The 16768-nt window shown below is 60.0% G+C and carries 12 protein-coding genes; 9 read left to right on the top strand and 3 right to left on the bottom strand.

What is annotated here, in order from left to right; translation table 11 throughout:
* Positions 1-195: 195 nt before the first annotated feature.
* From GX444_07080 to GX444_07070, 3 genes are all read right to left on the bottom strand, one after another.
* Positions 196-2508 (bottom strand): PAS domain S-box protein, encoded by a 2313-nt coding sequence (locus tag GX444_07080; protein NLH48351.1) that lies wholly within the window; start codon positions 2506-2508, stop codon positions 196-198.
* On the bottom strand, positions 2483-3076 hold the full coding sequence (locus GX444_07075) for a DUF4390 domain-containing protein (protein ID NLH48350.1): 594 nt from the start codon (positions 3074-3076) through the stop codon (positions 2483-2485). The genes GX444_07080 and GX444_07075 overlap by 26 nt, the downstream gene beginning before the upstream one ends.
* A gap of 94 nt (positions 3077-3170) precedes the next feature.
* Positions 3171-4079, bottom strand: a complete 909-nt coding sequence (locus GX444_07070; protein NLH48349.1) for a hypothetical protein — start codon at positions 4077-4079, stop codon at positions 3171-3173.
* 225 nt (positions 4080-4304) lie between these two features.
* Between GX444_07070 and GX444_07065 the strand changes: the two genes are divergently transcribed.
* From GX444_07065 to GX444_07025, 9 genes are all read left to right on the top strand, one after another.
* Positions 4305-5606, top strand: a complete 1302-nt coding sequence (locus GX444_07065) for a hypothetical protein (GenBank protein NLH48348.1) — start codon at positions 4305-4307, stop codon at positions 5604-5606.
* Between the two features lie 117 nt (positions 5607-5723).
* Positions 5724-7853 carry a nucleotide pyrophosphatase gene (locus GX444_07060; protein ID NLH48347.1) on the top strand — a complete coding sequence of 710 codons (2130 nt, stop codon included), beginning with the start codon at positions 5724-5726 and terminating at the stop codon, positions 7851-7853.
* Positions 7850-9895 carry a twin-arginine translocation signal domain-containing protein gene (locus tag GX444_07055; protein ID NLH48346.1) on the top strand — a complete coding sequence of 682 codons (2046 nt, stop codon included), beginning with the start codon at positions 7850-7852 and terminating at the stop codon, positions 9893-9895. Before GX444_07060 ends, GX444_07055 begins: the two co-directional genes overlap by 4 nt.
* Before the next feature lie 44 nt (positions 9896-9939).
* Positions 9940-10131, top strand: a complete 192-nt coding sequence (locus GX444_07050) for a hypothetical protein (GenBank protein ID NLH48345.1) — start codon at positions 9940-9942, stop codon at positions 10129-10131.
* A gap of 15 nt (positions 10132-10146) precedes the next feature.
* A complete protein-coding gene (locus GX444_07045) occupies positions 10147-11067 on the top strand; it encodes a hypothetical protein (GenBank protein ID NLH48344.1) in 921 nt (306 codons plus the stop codon).
* A 1-nt stretch (position 11068) separates the two neighbouring features.
* Positions 11069-11926: a PHP domain-containing protein gene (locus GX444_07040; GenBank protein ID NLH48343.1), complete on the top strand. Its 858-nt coding sequence runs from the start codon at positions 11069-11071 to the stop codon at positions 11924-11926.
* Positions 11927-12011: 85 nt separating this feature from the next.
* A complete protein-coding gene (locus GX444_07035; GenBank protein NLH48342.1) occupies positions 12012-13394 on the top strand; it encodes a hypothetical protein in 1383 nt (460 codons plus the stop codon).
* Between the two features lie 12 nt (positions 13395-13406).
* Complete coding sequence (queC, locus tag GX444_07030) at positions 13407-14093, top strand: 7-cyano-7-deazaguanine synthase QueC (GenBank protein ID NLH48341.1); 687 nt, start codon at positions 13407-13409, stop codon at positions 14091-14093.
* A gap of 896 nt (positions 14094-14989) precedes the next feature.
* Entirely contained in the window at positions 14990-15892 is a 903-nt protein-coding gene (locus GX444_07025) for a hypothetical protein (GenBank protein NLH48340.1), read from the top strand.
* Positions 15893-16768 lie beyond the last annotated feature (876 nt).

The following is a 16768-nucleotide window of genomic DNA, read 5'->3' as shown; positions in this document are numbered from 1 at the left end:
AGAATCGTGCCATGCGGCAAAGCCGATCGCGGCGATTGCCAAACACGGCAACACCAGGAACAGAAGCGACTTACGTGTCATGTTTACCTCCAAAGTTGGCACCGAGTGCAAAGAACGAAGAAGATGGAATAAATATATTAGAGGGATCTATGTTGGTCAAGAAATATTTTTATTCCGTTAAATTGACCAAAACTTTCACGCGGATGTCACGGGCTCCGGCGGTTCCGCCGGCTCTTCCAGGTGGCGAATCGGCAATTCGATCGTGACGACGGTGCCGTGCGGATGGTTGTCGCGCAATGAGATGCGGCCGCCGTGGTCGGTGACGATACGGTGAACGATGGCAAGGCCGAGGCCGGTGCCCATTTTTTTCGTGGAAAAATAGGGTTCGAACAGCCGGCTGCGATAGGCCTTGGGCAGGCCGCGCCCGGTGTCGGTGATGCCGATGATGACCGCCCGCGCGTTCTGGCCGAGGCGCGCCTGGACCTCGACGGCGCCGGGGCCTTCGATGGAAGCCACGGCGTTGTCGATGACGTTGATCAACGCGCGCTTGATCTGGTCGCGGTCGAGCAACAGGGTGGGGACGGCGGCGTCGATCTGCACGGTGAATTCGATATGCCGGTGTGCCTCGCGGTACAGGATGACGGCTTCCTTGACGATGTCGCCGATGGCGCATTCGGTCGGTTTGGCCTCGGCCATCCGCGCGAAATCGGAGAATTCCTTCACCATCCGCTTCATTTCCTCGACCTGGCGGATGATGATTTCGGTTGAATCGAAGAAGACCTTGTCGGTTTCGGCGTCGAGCCGGTCCTGGTAGCGCTTTTGCAGCCGCTGCGCGGCGAGTTGGATCGGCGTCAGCGGGTTTTTGATTTCGTGGGCGATGCGGCGGGCGATTTCCTGCCAGGCGGCGACGCGCTGGGCCTTGAGCAGTTCGGTCAGGTCCTCGACGACCAGCACCGCGCCGGCCGGATCGCCGGGGCCGCTACGAATGATCGACAGGATCGCCAACAGGGTGCGGGTGTCGCCGCCCACCGCGATTTCAAACTGGTTTTGCACCGTCCATTTCTTGCCTTGGTAGAGTTCGTCGCCCAGCTTCTTGAAGGTGTTGCTCACCTCGGGCGGGAACACGTCGGTCCAGGTTTTCGTCAGGGCCTCGGCGGCCTTGATGCCCAGGATGCGCTCGATGCTGGGGTTGACGGTCAGCACGCGGCCGTCGTTGTCGAACGAAAGCACGCCGGCGGCGACGTTTTCCAGAATGGCTTCCATGCTGGCGCGCCGCTGCTCGAGCTCGATGTTCGTCGCCTCCAGGTTCGTCATCGCCAATTCCAGCGCCTGCCGGCTGACCGCCAGGTCGTCGAGCATTTTATTGAACGCCTCGACCAGGGTGCCGATTTCGTCGTCGGCCACCTTCTGGAAGCGCAGGTCCATTTCGCCCTCGGCGACCTGTTGCGCGCCCTCGGCCAGCCGTTGCAGCGGGTCGGTGATCTGGCGCGCCAGGTAAAAGCCGAACCAGGTCGCGGCAAAGAAGATGAACAGGCTGATGAGCGAAAGGATGATCAGATAGCTGGTGCGGATCGGCGTCTCGAACAGGCGCAGCTTGCGGTATTCCTCGTAGGCCGTCTGGATGTGCCGCATTTTTTCGACCAGGTTTTCCTGGATCATGAAGCCGACCGCGGCGACGGCGAGCACCTGGCCATCAGCGTCGATGATCGGCGCCAGCCCGCGGGCGAGTTCGCTTTTTCCCGCGCCGTCGATCGAGCTGGTCGCCGCCTTGTCGAAGGCTTTTTGCAGGGCTTCGTGCGACAGTTTCGGCCAGCGTTTGCTGGTGACGCCCGGATTGCGGAGGCTGAGCGGTTTGCTGGTCGGCGTCGGGTACAGCTCGATCAGATCGACGGACAACTGTTGCCGCTTGTCGGCCAGATACAGTTTGAGCCGGTCGGCCGCGATGGTTTGTTCCTTGGACGAGGCGGGCTTGAGCCAGGTTTTGAAATCCGGTTCCTCGACCAGCGCGATCGCGATCTGGGTGGCGTTTTGGATGGCGCGGGCCGTGGCGACCTCGTAAAATTTTTGCGCCACTTCCATCGATTCGTTCAGGCTGCTTTCGATTTGCAACGTAAACCAGCGCTCGATGGAGTTACTGATGAAGGTCATCGCGACGTAAAACAACAACACCGTCGGAATCAGGGCGAACGCGGCGAACGCGACCACCAGCCGCGTCCGCAGCCGGGCGCCCAACACCCGCCGCCGCCGTTCGAAGAGCAGCTTGGTCAAGTTGCGCAGAATCAGAAACAGCAGCAGGCAGGCCAGAATGATGTTGACGTTGATCAGCGTGAAAAACAGCAGGTTGGCGGTGCCGATCGTGCCGCGGAAATCGAAGAAGAACGCTTCGACCACAAACAACGCCGCCAGCACCACGGCGATGACGACCGCAGCGATGATCTCTCGCTTGCGGCGCAACGCCTCGCGCTCTTCCAGGCTCGGCTCGCTAAGGGGTAGGAGTCGTCGTTTCATTCCATGCCTTGATCGGCAAATCGACCCGCATCCAGGGCGTCTCGAAGCTCCATAAATTGGCGAGGAACAGAATCTTGTTGAGATGGAGCGGCCATTGGACCGGATCCAGTTCCGCTTTGACGCGCGCATAGTAATCCGTCGAAGGATCGAGCGCCGGCACCACCGCGACGGGGAAATCGGTGAAGCTGGTCATCCAGGTCTTCGCCACCGCGAGATCGTCGGTCTGCTTGGGCTTGGCGTCCGAACCCAATTCGACGGTGTAGATTTTTTTCAGGGTGTCGTAACGGATCGTGCGCTTGATCGTCCAGTTGTAGATCCGCTGATCGGGCCAGGCCGTCACGACGCGATAAACCTCGAACTGGTAGGTGAACGTTTGCGGAATGCCCGATTGCACCGCCTCTTCCATCTTCGGGGTGAAGGCGCCCTCGACGATGAACGAAACCGTCAGGACATGCCCCTGGCGGGACGCCTTCGCGCTGGAAATGTGGGCGTTCTGCTGGGCCTGGACGAGTGTCGGCAGCAACAGCCCGAAAAGGGCGCACCACACTCCCAGGAGATATGGCCGCAAGTACCTCATGGTCTCCCGATTAATTTTGTGGGTATCCTACATAGAAGGCCGCCCGCTGTAAAACCTCGGGTTCCCGGCGCTCCGCTTGACGGAATTAATTCTCCGCCAGCATTGTCACCAGGCGGTCGGCCACCAGGGCGATGGCTCGGGCGTCGGGGTGAATCGGATCCTCCGGCCGAACGCGGAAAGCCGTCAAATCCGGATTGACGGTCGCCAGCAATGAAGCGACGTCCACCACGGGCGCGCCGTGACTCTCGAACCGCTCCTTGTCTTGACGCCATTCGTTGTTAAAGGGATTCGGAATCAGATACGGAAAGTACACGACGATCAGGCGGGCGTTTCGCTTCGCGCAATCTTCCACGATCTCGCGGTACGTGGCCAGACCGGCGGCGGAAGTGTCGACGAACGGCCGGCTGCGATGGTAGCGCAACAGAAGCCAGGTCAGGAGCGGAATTTTTCTGATCCAGGGGCGCAAAACGAGGGTGGGCGGATCACGAAAATCTCCCGGTTCGGTCTGAAGCACCACCGTATCGGGCTGTAAATCCTTCCCGTAGCGGCGGTAGCTTTCCGCGTACTGGCGCAGGTTGTAGGTCGGAATGCCGAGGTTGAAAACCTCGATGGCGGCGCCGCGCGCGCCGGAAATTTTTTCGATTTGCCCGGCGAGATTTTCCTCTTCGGGCAGAAAGACGCCGAAGGAAATGGAATCGCCGAGCAGCACCAGGCGGCGCTTGCCGTCCGGCGACGTAAAGGGGTGAGTCCGGTAGCCGGCGGCGTTGGTGGTCAGGGTGACGTTGAATGCGGCATTGAATCGATGCTTCAGGTTGGGTTGCCAGGTGTAAATCGGCTCCGGGCCGGCGGTCGTCACGAAATCGCTCGAGAGCAGAAAGCCGGTGGTATAGTATTTCCCCAGCGCGTAAGCCGCCAGCAAATTCAATCCGATGATGAGAAATCCCGCCGCCAGAACGACGGCGAGGATTTTTTTCGTTCCGGTCGATCGGATCATCCGCAATGCCATTTGATCCCGAATTGAAAGGAACTTGCATAGTGCCGCCGAACCGTTGGCATTTCAAGCGCGCTATCAAGAACGGAGCGCGGTTTCGCGGCCAATTGTATCCGACAATAAATACAAGCTCTTGATACCGTTCAACCCACCGTTCAACCCACTTGTCGCGGACCGCTTCGATTAGTATTCTGCGATGAATTTACGCAACCCGGGAAAGGTCGTGCGATGGGTTTGTTTTCGCGAAAAAAAAACAAAGCGGTGGTGGTCGGGCTCGACGGCGTTCCGCATAAATTGTTGAATGATTTGATGGTGCGCGGTGTTCTGCCCCGCATGGCGGAAATCACCAAGCTCGGCAACCTGCGGCGGATGGAAGTTACGGTGCCGGAAATCTCGGCGGTCAGTTGGCCGAGTTTCATGACCGGCGTCGATCCGGGAACCCATGGGATCTTCGGCTTCACCGATTTGATCCCCGGCACCTATGACCTGAATTTCCCCAATTACGGATCGCTCAAGGCGCCGACCATCTGGGACCGGCTGGAGCAAACCGGCAAGCGTAGCGTCATCATCAACCAACCGGGAACCTATCCGGCGCGCCGCCTCAACGGGGCGCTCGTTTCGGGCTTCGTCGCCATCGAAATGCACCGGGCCGTTTTTCCGGCGAAATACATCGGCAAATTGCGCCGCCTGAACTACGAAATCGACATCGACACCAGCATCGCCCGGCGCAACCACGCTCTGGCCATGCAACAGTTGGAACAGACGCTCGAAGGCCGGCGGCAGGCGGTCGAGTTGTTGTGGACCGAAGAGGAATGGGACTTCTTCGAGTTGATCGTCACCGGCACCGACCGGTTGCATCACTATCTGTGGCACGCGCTGACCGACGAGAAGCACGAGCTGCACGAGCGGGCGATCAATTACTACCGGGCGGTGGACCGTTTGGTCGGCGAGATGGCCGACCGGTACATCCATGAAACCAAGGATGAAAGCTTGGCCGGCTTTTTCATGCTGAGCGATCACGGCTTTTGCGCGCTGGAAAAGGAAGTCGCGTTGAACCGTTACTTGGCCGAGCGGGGTCTAACTGCCTTCGAAGGGGAAAATCCGAAGGATTTGAACCAGATCGCGGCCGAGGCCAAGGTTTTCGTGCTCGACCCGAATCGGATCTACGTCCATACCAAGGGAAAATACCCCAAGGGGCAGGTCGATCCGGCCGACGCGCCCAAAGTGCTGGCCGATGTGCGCGCCGCGTTGGGCGAGTTGGAATATCAGGGCCGCAAGCTGGTCCGGCGATTTTTCGAGCGCGAGGAAGCTTATCATGGCCCTTATGCCGCCGCTGGGCCGGATTTGGTGGCGGTTTCGATCGACGGCTTCGATTTCAAAGGCGCGATCGATCGGCCGGAGGTTTTCGGGCATTTCGGCCTGACCGGCATGCACAACCAGAACGACGCGTTTTTGTGGACGGTCAAGCCGGTCGCGGACGTCCCGATCATTACGCAGGCGGCCGACCTGATCCTGTCGCATTTGGCGTGATTATCGAGATGGGCAAAAAGACGAGGGATTTTGCTGTTGATCCCTTGTCAATGTTTCTGATGCTGCCTACTGTTGGGGGAACGGCGGGATCGCACGTCGATCACGGAGAAGAATAGAATGCGCAGACTGCTCACGGTACTGATACTCGTCGTGCTCTGTTGTACGGCGTCTTCGGCATACGCCTATGTCGGCCCCGGCGCTGGTATCGCTTTCGGTACCGGCATTTTTTTCATGGTGGCGACGTTTTTCGTGGCGCTGGCCATGCTGGCGATCTGGCCGCTGCGCTTTGTCTACGTTTTAATCCGCCGCCGCAAATCCCGCCAACGCGCCAGTTACAAACGCGTGGTGGTTTTAGGGCTCGACGGCCTCGACCCCGATCTGGCCGAAAAATGGATGCAGGAAGGGCACTTGCCGACTTTCAAGAAGCTGGCGGAGCAGGGCGGTTTCCATCGCCTGCAAACCACTTTCCCGGCGGTCAGCCCGGTCGCCTGGTCGAGTTTCATGACCGGCGCCAATCCGGGACGGCACAACATCTATGACTTTCTGACCCGCGATCCGCGCACCTATCTGCCGGCGCTGTCCTCGGCCTACATCGGCCAGAGCCAACGCTTTTGGAAAATCGGCAAGTACCGTATCCCGCTCGGCAAGCCCGAATTGCGCCTGTTGCGTAAAAGCAAGCCGTTCTGGGTCGTCCTGGGCGAACAAAGCATTTCTTCGGCCGTAATTCGCGTGCCCATCACGTTCCCGCCGGAGAAATTCAACGGCGTCTCGCTTTCGGGTATGTGTGTGCCGGATTTGCGCGGCAGCCAGGGAACCTTCAGCTTCTTCACCACGCGTTTTGCCGATAAACAGGCGGTCAGCGGCGACAGCGAGGCCGAGGGTGGGATCATTCTGCCGCTGGTCAAGGAAGGCGATGTTTACAAGGGCGAACTGAGCGGACCGCCCGACAGCCTGCTCGAAGGCGCGCCGGAACTGAAAATCCCGTTCTCGGTAGTGATCGGCAAGAACGGCAAGCCGAATCTGGTACGGTTGCCGAACGAAGACATGAAACTGAAAACCGGCGAGTACAGCGATTGGGTATCGCTGCAATTCAAGGCTTCATTAGGTTTCAAGGTCAGCGGCATCGCCCGGTTCATGTTGACCGAGGCCGGCGAACACGTCAGCCTCTACGTCACGCCGATCAACCTCGATCCCGCCAAGCCGGTTTTCCCGATCAGCCACCCACCGCATTACGGCGTTTATTTGGCGAAATTAATCGGTCCTTACGCCAACTTAGGGCTTGCCGAGGATACCTGGGTGCTTAATGAACGGCTGCTCACCGACGGGCAGTTCCTTCAGGAAACCTATCTGATCAGCGACGAACGTGAGCAGATGTTCAACGATGCGCTGGCTAAGACCAAGAACGGGTGCGTCGTCTGCGTGTTCGACGACACCGACCGCATTCAGCACATGTTCTACCGTTATCTGGTGCCCAACCATCCGGCGGTCGGCCCCAACGACGATCTGACTCACCGCGACGCGATTCTCGATCTGTACAAATGGAGCGACGCGTTGTTGGCGCGGACCCTGAAAAAACTGCGCAAGGGCGACGCGCTGCTGGTGATGAGCGACCACGGATTCAAACCGTTCATTCGCGGCGTCAACCTGAATTCGTGGCTGCACCAGAACGGCTATCTCGCTTTGAAAGACGGCGCCAAGCCCAACGGCGCCAAGTGGCTGCAAGACGTCGATTGGTCGCGGACCAGGGCCTATCAGGTTGGACTCGGCGGGATGTACATCAACCTGGCCGGGCGCGAGGCCAAGGGGATCGTCGAGCCCGGCGAGCCGGCCGCGGCCTTGCGGCGGGAACTGGTCGAAAAACTCAGCGGCCTGCGCGACGCCGAGCGGAACGAAATCGGCATCAACCAGGTGTGGGAAGCGGAAAACATCTATGCCGGCCCGTACAAGGGCAACGCACCCGACCTGATCATCGGTTACAACCTCGGTTATCGCGCGGGGTGGGACGGCACCACCGGCGTCATCACCGACAAGGTGTTCGACGACAACACAAAGGCCTGGAGCGGCGATCACTGCATGGACCCGCGGCGCGTACCCGGCGTCCTGTTCACCAATTTCGACTTGAACCGGGACCAGCCGTCGATCATGGATCTGGCGCCGACCATTCTGGAAATGCTCGGCGTCGACGCTCCCGCGTTCATGGACGGCCGCTCGCTGCTCGGCAAGAAGAAAAAGGAACAGGCGGCATGAAAAATAAAACTCACATCTTGCGCAAAGGCATTTCCCGGCGCGACTTCTTGAAAGGCGTCGCCGGCGCCACCGCCGGATTGGCCATCGGTTGCGGTTCCAAGGGTTCCGACTCGCTGGCCGGCATGAAAACCAAGGACGGCAAGAAAGTCCTGGTTCTGGGATTCGACGGCATGGATCCGATCTTGGTGCAAAGCTGGATGAAGGAAGGGTTGTTGCCCAATTTCGTCCGGCTGCAGCAGATGGGCGGTTTTTCGGTACTCGGCACCAGCATCCCGCCGCAAAGCCCAGTCGCCTGGTCCAATTTCATCACCGGCATGGATCCCGGCGGCCACGGCATTTTCGATTTCATCCATCGCGATCCGAAAACCATTCTGCCGTTTCTCTCGACCAGCCGCGTGGAACCATCGAGCAAATTCTGGGAAATCGGCAAATACAAATTTCCGCGCGACGGCGGCCAGATGGAATTGTTGCGCCACGGCAAAGCCTTTTGGGAATTCCTGGGCGACGCCAATATTCCGGCGACAGTCTTTTGCGTACCGAGCAACTTCCCGCCGGTGACCGGTCCCTTCCGTTCCCTGTCGGGAATGGGCACGCCGGATCTGCTGGGCGGTTACGGCAGCTTTTCCTATTTCACCGATAATCCGCCTCCCGAGGATCCGGAGCACGAGATCAGCGGCGGCAAGGTCTACCCGGTCGACGTGGTGGAAGGCGTGGTCGATTGCAAGCTGATCGGTCCGCAGAACACCTATTTGAAAACGTCCGACGAAATGTCGCCGCCCGACGCCGAACTGCCGTTCCGGGTTTACGGGGATCGCGACGCCGACGCCGCGGTTCTGGAAATCAACGGCGAACGCCAGGTGCTGGGCGTCGGCGAGTGGACCGATTGGCTGGCGGTGGATTTCATCCTTGTGCCGGGCGTGTCCTCGGCCAACGGCATGGTGCGGTTCTACCTCAAGAGCGTCAATCCGCATTTCGGTTTGTACGTTTCGCCGATCAACATCGATCCGCGCGACCCGCTGATGACCATTTCCACGCCGGACGATTATTCGGCCGAACTGGCGGAAGCGCGCGGCGGAGCGTTCCACACGCAGGGCATCCCCGAAGACACCAAAGCACTAAGTTCGCGCATCCTGACCAACGCCGAATTCCTGATGCAGGCGGATCGGGTGTTGAGCGAGCGCCACGATTTGTTCAATTACGAACTCGCCCGGTTCCACGATGGCCTGTTGTTCTTCTATTTTTCCAGCTCCGACCAGCTCACGCACATGTTCTGGCGGACGATGGATCACGATCATCCAGCCTACAATCCGGAAGAGGACGAGCCGTTCACCAACGTCGTGCGCGACACGTACATCAAGCTCGACAAGGTGCTGGGGCAGGCGATCGACGCACTCGACGAGAAAACGACCCTGCTGGTGATGTCCGATCACGGTTTCGCGCCGTACTACAAATCGTTCCACCTCTCGTCCTGGCTGCTCGACAACGGCTACGTGAAACTGAAAGATCCGACCGATCGGAAATCCGAATTTCTCACCAACGTGAACTGGTACGGCACCAAGGCCTACACCCTGGGGATCAACAGCTTTTACCTGAACCTGGCGGGCCGCGAGCGCTACGGCATCGTCGGCGCGGGCGACGCCGACCGCTTGCTCGACGAAATCCGCGCCAAGTTGCTGGCGTTGACCGACCCGGATAACGGGCGGCAGATCATCAGCCACGTTTACAAGACGTCCGAGGTCTATCACGGCGAATTTCAGAAAACGGCGCCGGATTTGATCATCGGCTACGCCCGCGGTTATCGGGGAAGCTGGGAAACGGCGCTGGGCAAGTTCCCGACCGGCTCCTACCTGCGCGCCAACACGGACGCCTGGGGCGGCGATCACTGCATGGCCACCGAGGAAGTGCCCGGTATTCTGTTCGCCAGCCAGCCGATCCAGTTGAGCGACCCGAACCTGAAGGATTTGCCGCTGACCATCGTCGAGTTGTTCGGCTTGCCGCGGCCCCCGGAAATGGTCGGGCGGAACGTCTTTACCGGAAAATAGCCGGCTTCCGAAAACGGGAAGCCGTGACGAAGAGAGGACAGGCGATGTTTGGTCCGAAAGTGAAACTGGATAAAGACTTGTACGAGCGGGTGAAAAAATTCGCCCAGATCGCCGGCTATTCCTCGATCGAGGAATTCGTCGGCCACGTGCTCGAAAAAGAGCTGGCGGCGATCGGCGAGGGCGACAGCGAGGAAGAGATCAAGAAAAAGCTGCAAGGGCTGGGTTACATCAGCTAAAGGAACGGGCGGCTCATGTTGACGATTTCAAACGCCCTCTGGGCGGTGTTCAGCGCGCTGTGGCGGCCGGTGGCGAACTGGCCGAACGTCGGCCTGTTCCTGTTCAGCGTGGTGACCGCCGCGCTGGCCTTGCTGGTATGGAAGTACACTTCCAACCAGAAAGCCATCACCCGCGCCAAGGACCGCATCAAGGCCAATTTCTTCGCCATGGTGCTGTTCATGGACAGCCTGGGCGTGCTCCTGGGGTCGATCGCCAAAACCTTCGGCTGGATCTTCATCTACCTCGGCCGGCAGATCATCCCGCTCACCATCATGATGGTGCCGATTCTGCCCATGCTGGTGCAGATCGATTCGCTCTACAGCTTTTCGCCGCTCGTGGCCGATCCGACCGGCAAGGATCCGGCGGCGACCGCCCAGGTGGTCGCGGTGTTCGATCCCGCGATCAATCTGAGCCAGACGCCGGTGACCTTGACCGCCGACGGCGGCGTGTCGGTGCTCAACAAGGGCGTGCGCATCTCCTTGCCGCAATATCCGCCCAGCCGCTGGGAAGAGGCGCCGTTGATCGGCGGCTGGCTCACCAACCGGCGGCTGCACAAGCACCCGGCGCCGCCCGAAGCCCGCTGGAACATCCGCGGCACGGCGCCCGGCAAATTCAACCTGACGCTGCAGGCCGGCGACGCCACGGCCGTCAAACAGGTGGTTGTGACGCTGCCGACCGAACGCGAAACGCTGGTGCAACTGGCGCGGAAACGGCACGACGGCAGTTTCGGCGAGGCGCTCGGTTTCCCCGGCGAACCGAAGCTGACCGGCGCCGTCCGGTCGATCGAGATCGTTTATCCGCACCGCGCCCATTGGTGGTGGTGGATCGCGATTTATCTGATTGAAACACTCGTCATCGCCCTGGCGCTCAAGGGCCCGTTCAAGGTCGATTTCTGACATGCCCGACATCATCGATCTGCACACGCATACGACGGCCTCCGACGGCACCCTGTCGCCGGCCGAATTGGTCGCGTTGGCACGCGAATCCGGCTTGCGCGCCGTCGCCATCACCGATCACGACACGCTCGACGGCCTGCCCGAAGCCCTGGAAACCTCGCGCCGCTGGAACTACGAGGTCATCGCCGGCGTGGAACTGTCGGTGGATTTTCGCGGCAAGGCGGTGCACATGCTGGGCTACTGCCTCGATCCGCACGACCGGACCCTGCACGGCAAATTGGCCTGGGCGCAGGAGCAGCGCGAAACCCGCAACGCCCGCATGGTCGCCCGGTTCAATGAGCTGGGCATCCCGATGACGCTGGACGAGGTGATCGCCGAATCGGGCGACGGCGTGATCGGGCGGCCGCATTTCGCGGCGGTGCTCTTGCGCAAAAAGGTCGTCGCGTCCATCAACGAGGCGTTCGACATCTACCTCAACCGGTCCGGCAAGGCCTATCTGCCGAAAGTCCGCTTCTCCGCCGCCGAGGCCATCACGCTGATCCGCGCCGCCGGCGGTCTGCCGGTGCTCGCGCATCCGATGCTGATCGGCTGGCCGCCGCTGACCCTGGACGACGCGGTCGCCGAATTGAAGGCCGCGGGGCTCATCGGCATCGAGGTTCTTTACACCGAGCACAACCCGGCCCAGGTGCAGATCCTCTGGGATATCGCGACCCGTCACGGCCTGCTGCGGACCGGCGGCAGCGATTTTCATGGCGCGAACAAACCGCAGACCAGACTGGGCCGCGGGCGCGGCGACCTGGCCGTCCCGGCGTCGTGGCTGGCCGCGCTGCTCGCCGCCCGGCCGGCGGTTACTGGTTGACGAGCCGCGTGAATCGTGCCTGAATAACTCCACGATTTTCTGATTCGTCCAAGAATTCATCCGCCAATTTCAAGGAGGATTTACCGTGAGATTATCGACCATCGGCTTGGCCGTTCTTTTGTTGGTGTTCGCGCTGTGCCTGTTCGCCTGCAGCAACAAGGGCGATGACGACGACAACGACGACAACGGGTCCGGCGGCGATTGCATGGTCTGCGGAACGACCGGCGAATGCACGGCTGCCTTGGGCGCGGGCTGGGTCTGCCAGGGCGGTTGCTGCCAGGAGGCCGCGGTCGACGACGATCAGACCGGCGATGACGACGCCGCCGACGACGACAACGATTCGGGTGACGACGACGCGGGCGACGACGATGACGACAACGACGACGATGACGCGAGCCCCGGCGATGTCGATTTCACCTCGGAAGATATCGATCTTTCCGGCCCGGGCAGCCGGCAGACTTCCATTCAGGTGACCGCCGATGGCGCGATTCACGTCGCCTATACCGGTTGCTTCACCGACGCCTGCGAACGCGACGCGGTTTATTACGCGAAAAAAGCCGGCAAGGACGCCGACTGGGAAATCGCCATGGTGGACGGCACCGGCACGGAAACCGGCTGGTTCCCGAGCCTGGAAGTCGCCGACGACGGCTCGGCCGGCCTGGTGTATTGCCGGCACGCGAATCCGTACCTGGCCTTCGGCTTCAAACCGGCCGGCGGCGCCTGGTCGGCGGGCGTCATCGGCGAAGGGCACGCCGGCTGGTGGATTTCCTCGACCTCGATCGGCGGCGTTCTGATGACCTCGTTCATGCACTTTCCGGTCACCGGCACCGATAACGGCTGGCTGCAGGTCGGCAAGTTCGAGGGGGGAGAGTGGACCTTCTCCGATGTCGATCACACCGGCGAAAGCGGTTTCTATTCGGCCATGACCGCGACGCCCGACGGCCGTCCGGTCATCGATTACACCTATGTCCCCGTGTACCCCACCGGTTCGAACAAGATCGCCGAATGGACCGGCTCGGAATGGAATATATTACAGGTCGACAGCAACACCATCGGCGGCGACGTAGCGGTTGACGAGGACGGCTATTTCCACGTGGCCTACAGCAAGATCGACTCGGCCAACAGCAACTTGTGGGATTTGTGGTACGCCACCAACGCCCCCGAAGGCGATTGGACCAAGATCGCCCTCGATCCGGGCGCGAACGACGAGGACGATACCGGCGGCTTCCCGTCCATCGCCGTCGATCCGGCGGGCGTCCTGCACGTGGCCTATCGCCATTTCAGCAACGATGAACTGCGCTACGCGCGAAAAATCGGCGACACCTGGGAAACCTACGCCGCCGACGCGGTCGGGCAGGGCTTGTACACGTCGATCGCCATCGACGACGATGGCGGCGTGCACATCGCCTACGAAGGCGGCGGCTACATCCGTTACTCGTACTGCGCGACCTGCGCGGCCGCGAAATAGCCGGAGCGGACGATGGCCGACGCGGTGGTATTGGTCAGCGGCGGGTTGGATTCCGCCACGACCCTGGCGATCGCCAAGGCCGAGGGTTTCGACCTGCATGCGCTGACCTTTGCTTACGGACAGCGGCATTCGGTGGAAGTGGAACGGGCGAAACGGGTTTGCGATTCGTTGGGCGTTCTCCGGCATCACGTCGTGCCGTTGGATCTGCGCTGGATGGGCGGCTCGGCGTTGACCGCCGATTGGACGGTGCCGAAAGATCGGGCGGACGGCGAAATCGGCGTGGGCATTCCCAGCACGTACGTCCCGGCCCGCAACACGATTTTTCTCGCGGTCGCGCTCGGGTATGCCGAAACGATCGGCGCCTTCGATTTGTTTCTCGGGGTGAACGCGCTCGACTACAGCGGCTATCCGGACTGTCGCCCTGAATTCCTAGCAGCCTTTGAACAATTGGCCAACCTGGCGACGAAGGCAGGGGTAGAAACTCAGGGGCGCTTTATCGTCCACGCGCCCCTGATTCGGCTTTCCAAGGCTCAGATCATCCGCCATGCCCTGAATTTGGGTGTGGATTTGGCGTTGACCCATAGCTGTTACGATCCCGACTCGAGCGGGCGACCGTGCGGACGTTGCGATAGCTGCCGGTTGCGGGCCAAGGGCTTTGCCGAGGCCGGGATCGCTGATCCGGCGTTGACATCACGCTGATGCACACGGTCGCCGTTCGGTCGGCCGACTAGCGAAAACGCTTCGTCGGATGCTTTTCCGAGACCCGGCGATAAATCGCCAGGGTCAGCAAGAGAGCTGAGACCAACCCAAGGTTGATCGCCACCTCGCCCATTGGAGTACCCTCCTTTCATGCCTAACCATTTCATTGACAATTCAACAGCAATGCCAAAACCGCTAATTGCCAAAAATGCAAACATATCCGCATGTTGCGCGGTATCTCTTAATGCGCCGCCGGCCTTCTCCCGGTAGGATCGAAAGACGCAGTTACCTTTCGTAACGGGTCATCCAGTCGATACACCGGGTGCAACTCGCCTCTTGCGGCACCGAAGCGCCTGACGCACCACTCGCGAGCCGCCGGATTCGGGCAAAACGAACTTCCGTTGCCGGCCGTTCAACCCGACGCGAAACTTCAATCGACGGCCACTATTGAGTTATTATCGGCTCCTCGCATCCTCCTTTCAGTCGAGAGAAAAAAGAGCCCGACAGCGCACCACCAACTTCGATCTCAGGGGTGATCCGGTGCGTTGTCGGGCTAATGGGACTGCCATCTATCTCGACTTTCGCTTTAGTATCACCAGCGTCAGATAAAGTGCCGAAGCCACGCCCAGGTTCAGAGCTATTTCCATCATGTGCCCCTCCTTTCCCGTTTCTCTCACTCACCGATAGACTGGAAATACAAGGACAATGCCAAAAGTTAAAATTTTATAAATGTAGCAATTACAAATAGTTATAACTATTCAATCGGGCAGTGGACGGTGGGGAAGCAGTACTTCCGAAAGGCCGTGTTACATTTCGTAAGCGTCATTTTAACTTGATCGAAGTAAGGGAAAACGCTATGGGTTAGGGGCAGGATTCGTGCAGGATTTGGGAAGGGCATGCGAAAATTCACTTTTGCCTTGCTCGCGCTGGTCGTCGCGCTGGGCGGCGCCGAGGCGGTTTTGCGCCTGGTCGGTTACCAGGGCAAACCGGCGGCGACGGATTTCCGCTTTCGGGTGGAAGGCGAACTGTTGGGCGCGCCCGATCCGGTGTTGTTCTGGCGGCGACCCGATCTCAAGCCGAATTTCTCCGGGCGGGCGGCGCGGGTGATCTGCCTGGCGGATTCGGTCACGGTGATGGATCGCGGGCAGGGGTGGCCGGAACTGTTGCCGGAGGCACTGAAGGCAAGCGGTTACGAAAAACCGGTCGAGATCATGAACGCGGGCGTGCCGGGGTATTCGACCTGGCAGGGCTTACGCTACCTGGAAACCGAACTGCTGGCCGCCAAACCCAACCTGATCACGATCGAATATATCTGGAACGACCGGCGGGAAAGCGCGGGCGGGGTTCCCGATCACCGCATCGAGCTACCGTCGGCGCGGCTATTTGCCTGGCAGGGCCGCCTGGCCCATTCGCGGCTCTATCGCCTGTTGCGGTCGTCGCTGATCGAAACGCCGCGGCCCAACGGCACTTCGCGCGTGCCGATCCCCGAATACCACCGGAACATCCGCCGCATGGTGAAATTGGCGCAAGAGCGTGGCATCCGGGTCATTCTGCTGACGGCGCCGTACCTCGACCGGCCGAACGATTGGCCGGAACTGCAAGACGCCTACAACGGGGTGACGCGCCGTCTGGCCGGCGAAACGCATTCCTCGCTGGTCGATCTGACGGCCGAGTTTCGCGATCGTCCCGATCTGTTTCTGTCGCCCGACACCGATCAATGCCACTTCAATGCCCAGGGCGCGGCCCTGATGGCCAAGGCCGTCGCCGAAACCGTCGTGCGGGATAAATTGCTGCCGTAAACGATCGGTCATTCCGAGGCGTTGCGCCGAAAAATCTGTGTGCGTCGATGAGAAAGCCGCGCCGTTTTTCCGTGCGCCAGCCGGAATCAACGTATCTGCTTACCTTGGTGCTTCATGCCGTAGGCATGATTGAAAATAGCCCAGCGTTTCAACGCTGGGTTTCGGTTCGCGCCATTTTTCTTCGTGCCATAGGTACGTCCGAATGCTCTCCCACACTTTTTGTTGCGAACCATGTGTCGAGACACGTCCCTGACGGGACGAAAAATTCCGCGGCGTTCATCCCCAGCGTTGAAACGCTGGGCTAGATTCAATCGTCCCTGACGGGACGTTGGGAAATCATGAAAATCCTCCGCCGTCTTTCCGTGCGCCAGTCGGAATCCAAACTAGGAGCGCAAGCGACCCGACTACTGTAAGAGCGGCTTAGTAGCCGCGATAAAAATCCTCGCCGTCTTTCCATGCGTCAGCCGGAATCCACACCGCTGCCTACTAACCCGACACACCGCCGCCCACCAACCCGTCTTGCCGAACTTGTTTCGGCATCTCGGCTTTAGACCCTGAAACAAGTTCAGGGTGACTGATTGGTAAACGCCTACTAACCCGTCATGCCGAACTTGTTTCGGCATCTGAGCTAATCAAACCATATTGCTGATCGATAGTTTATTCTCTTGTCAGGGCACTTCTCTCTCAATTCGCCTTTGATTTGTGCTCGAAAAAATTTACTTTTTCTTGATCTTACTGATAACGTACAATTTCTTTCGCACTTTGGGATATTGAAAGAGTCCTCGAATCGGTTGAAGGTTGAGTCATCACCAAACAACCCAATGACCGAAGGAGGACTCTATGGAGACGAGGGTATCGAAAGCGGGAACCGAACGT

This window comes from Myxococcales bacterium (genome assembly GCA_012517325.1).
GTDB lineage: Bacteria > Lernaellota > Lernaellaia > Lernaellales > Lernaellaceae > JAAYVF01.
The sequence above is the reverse complement of the archived record's forward strand: the minus strand, read 5'-3'. Positions and strand labels throughout refer to the sequence as shown.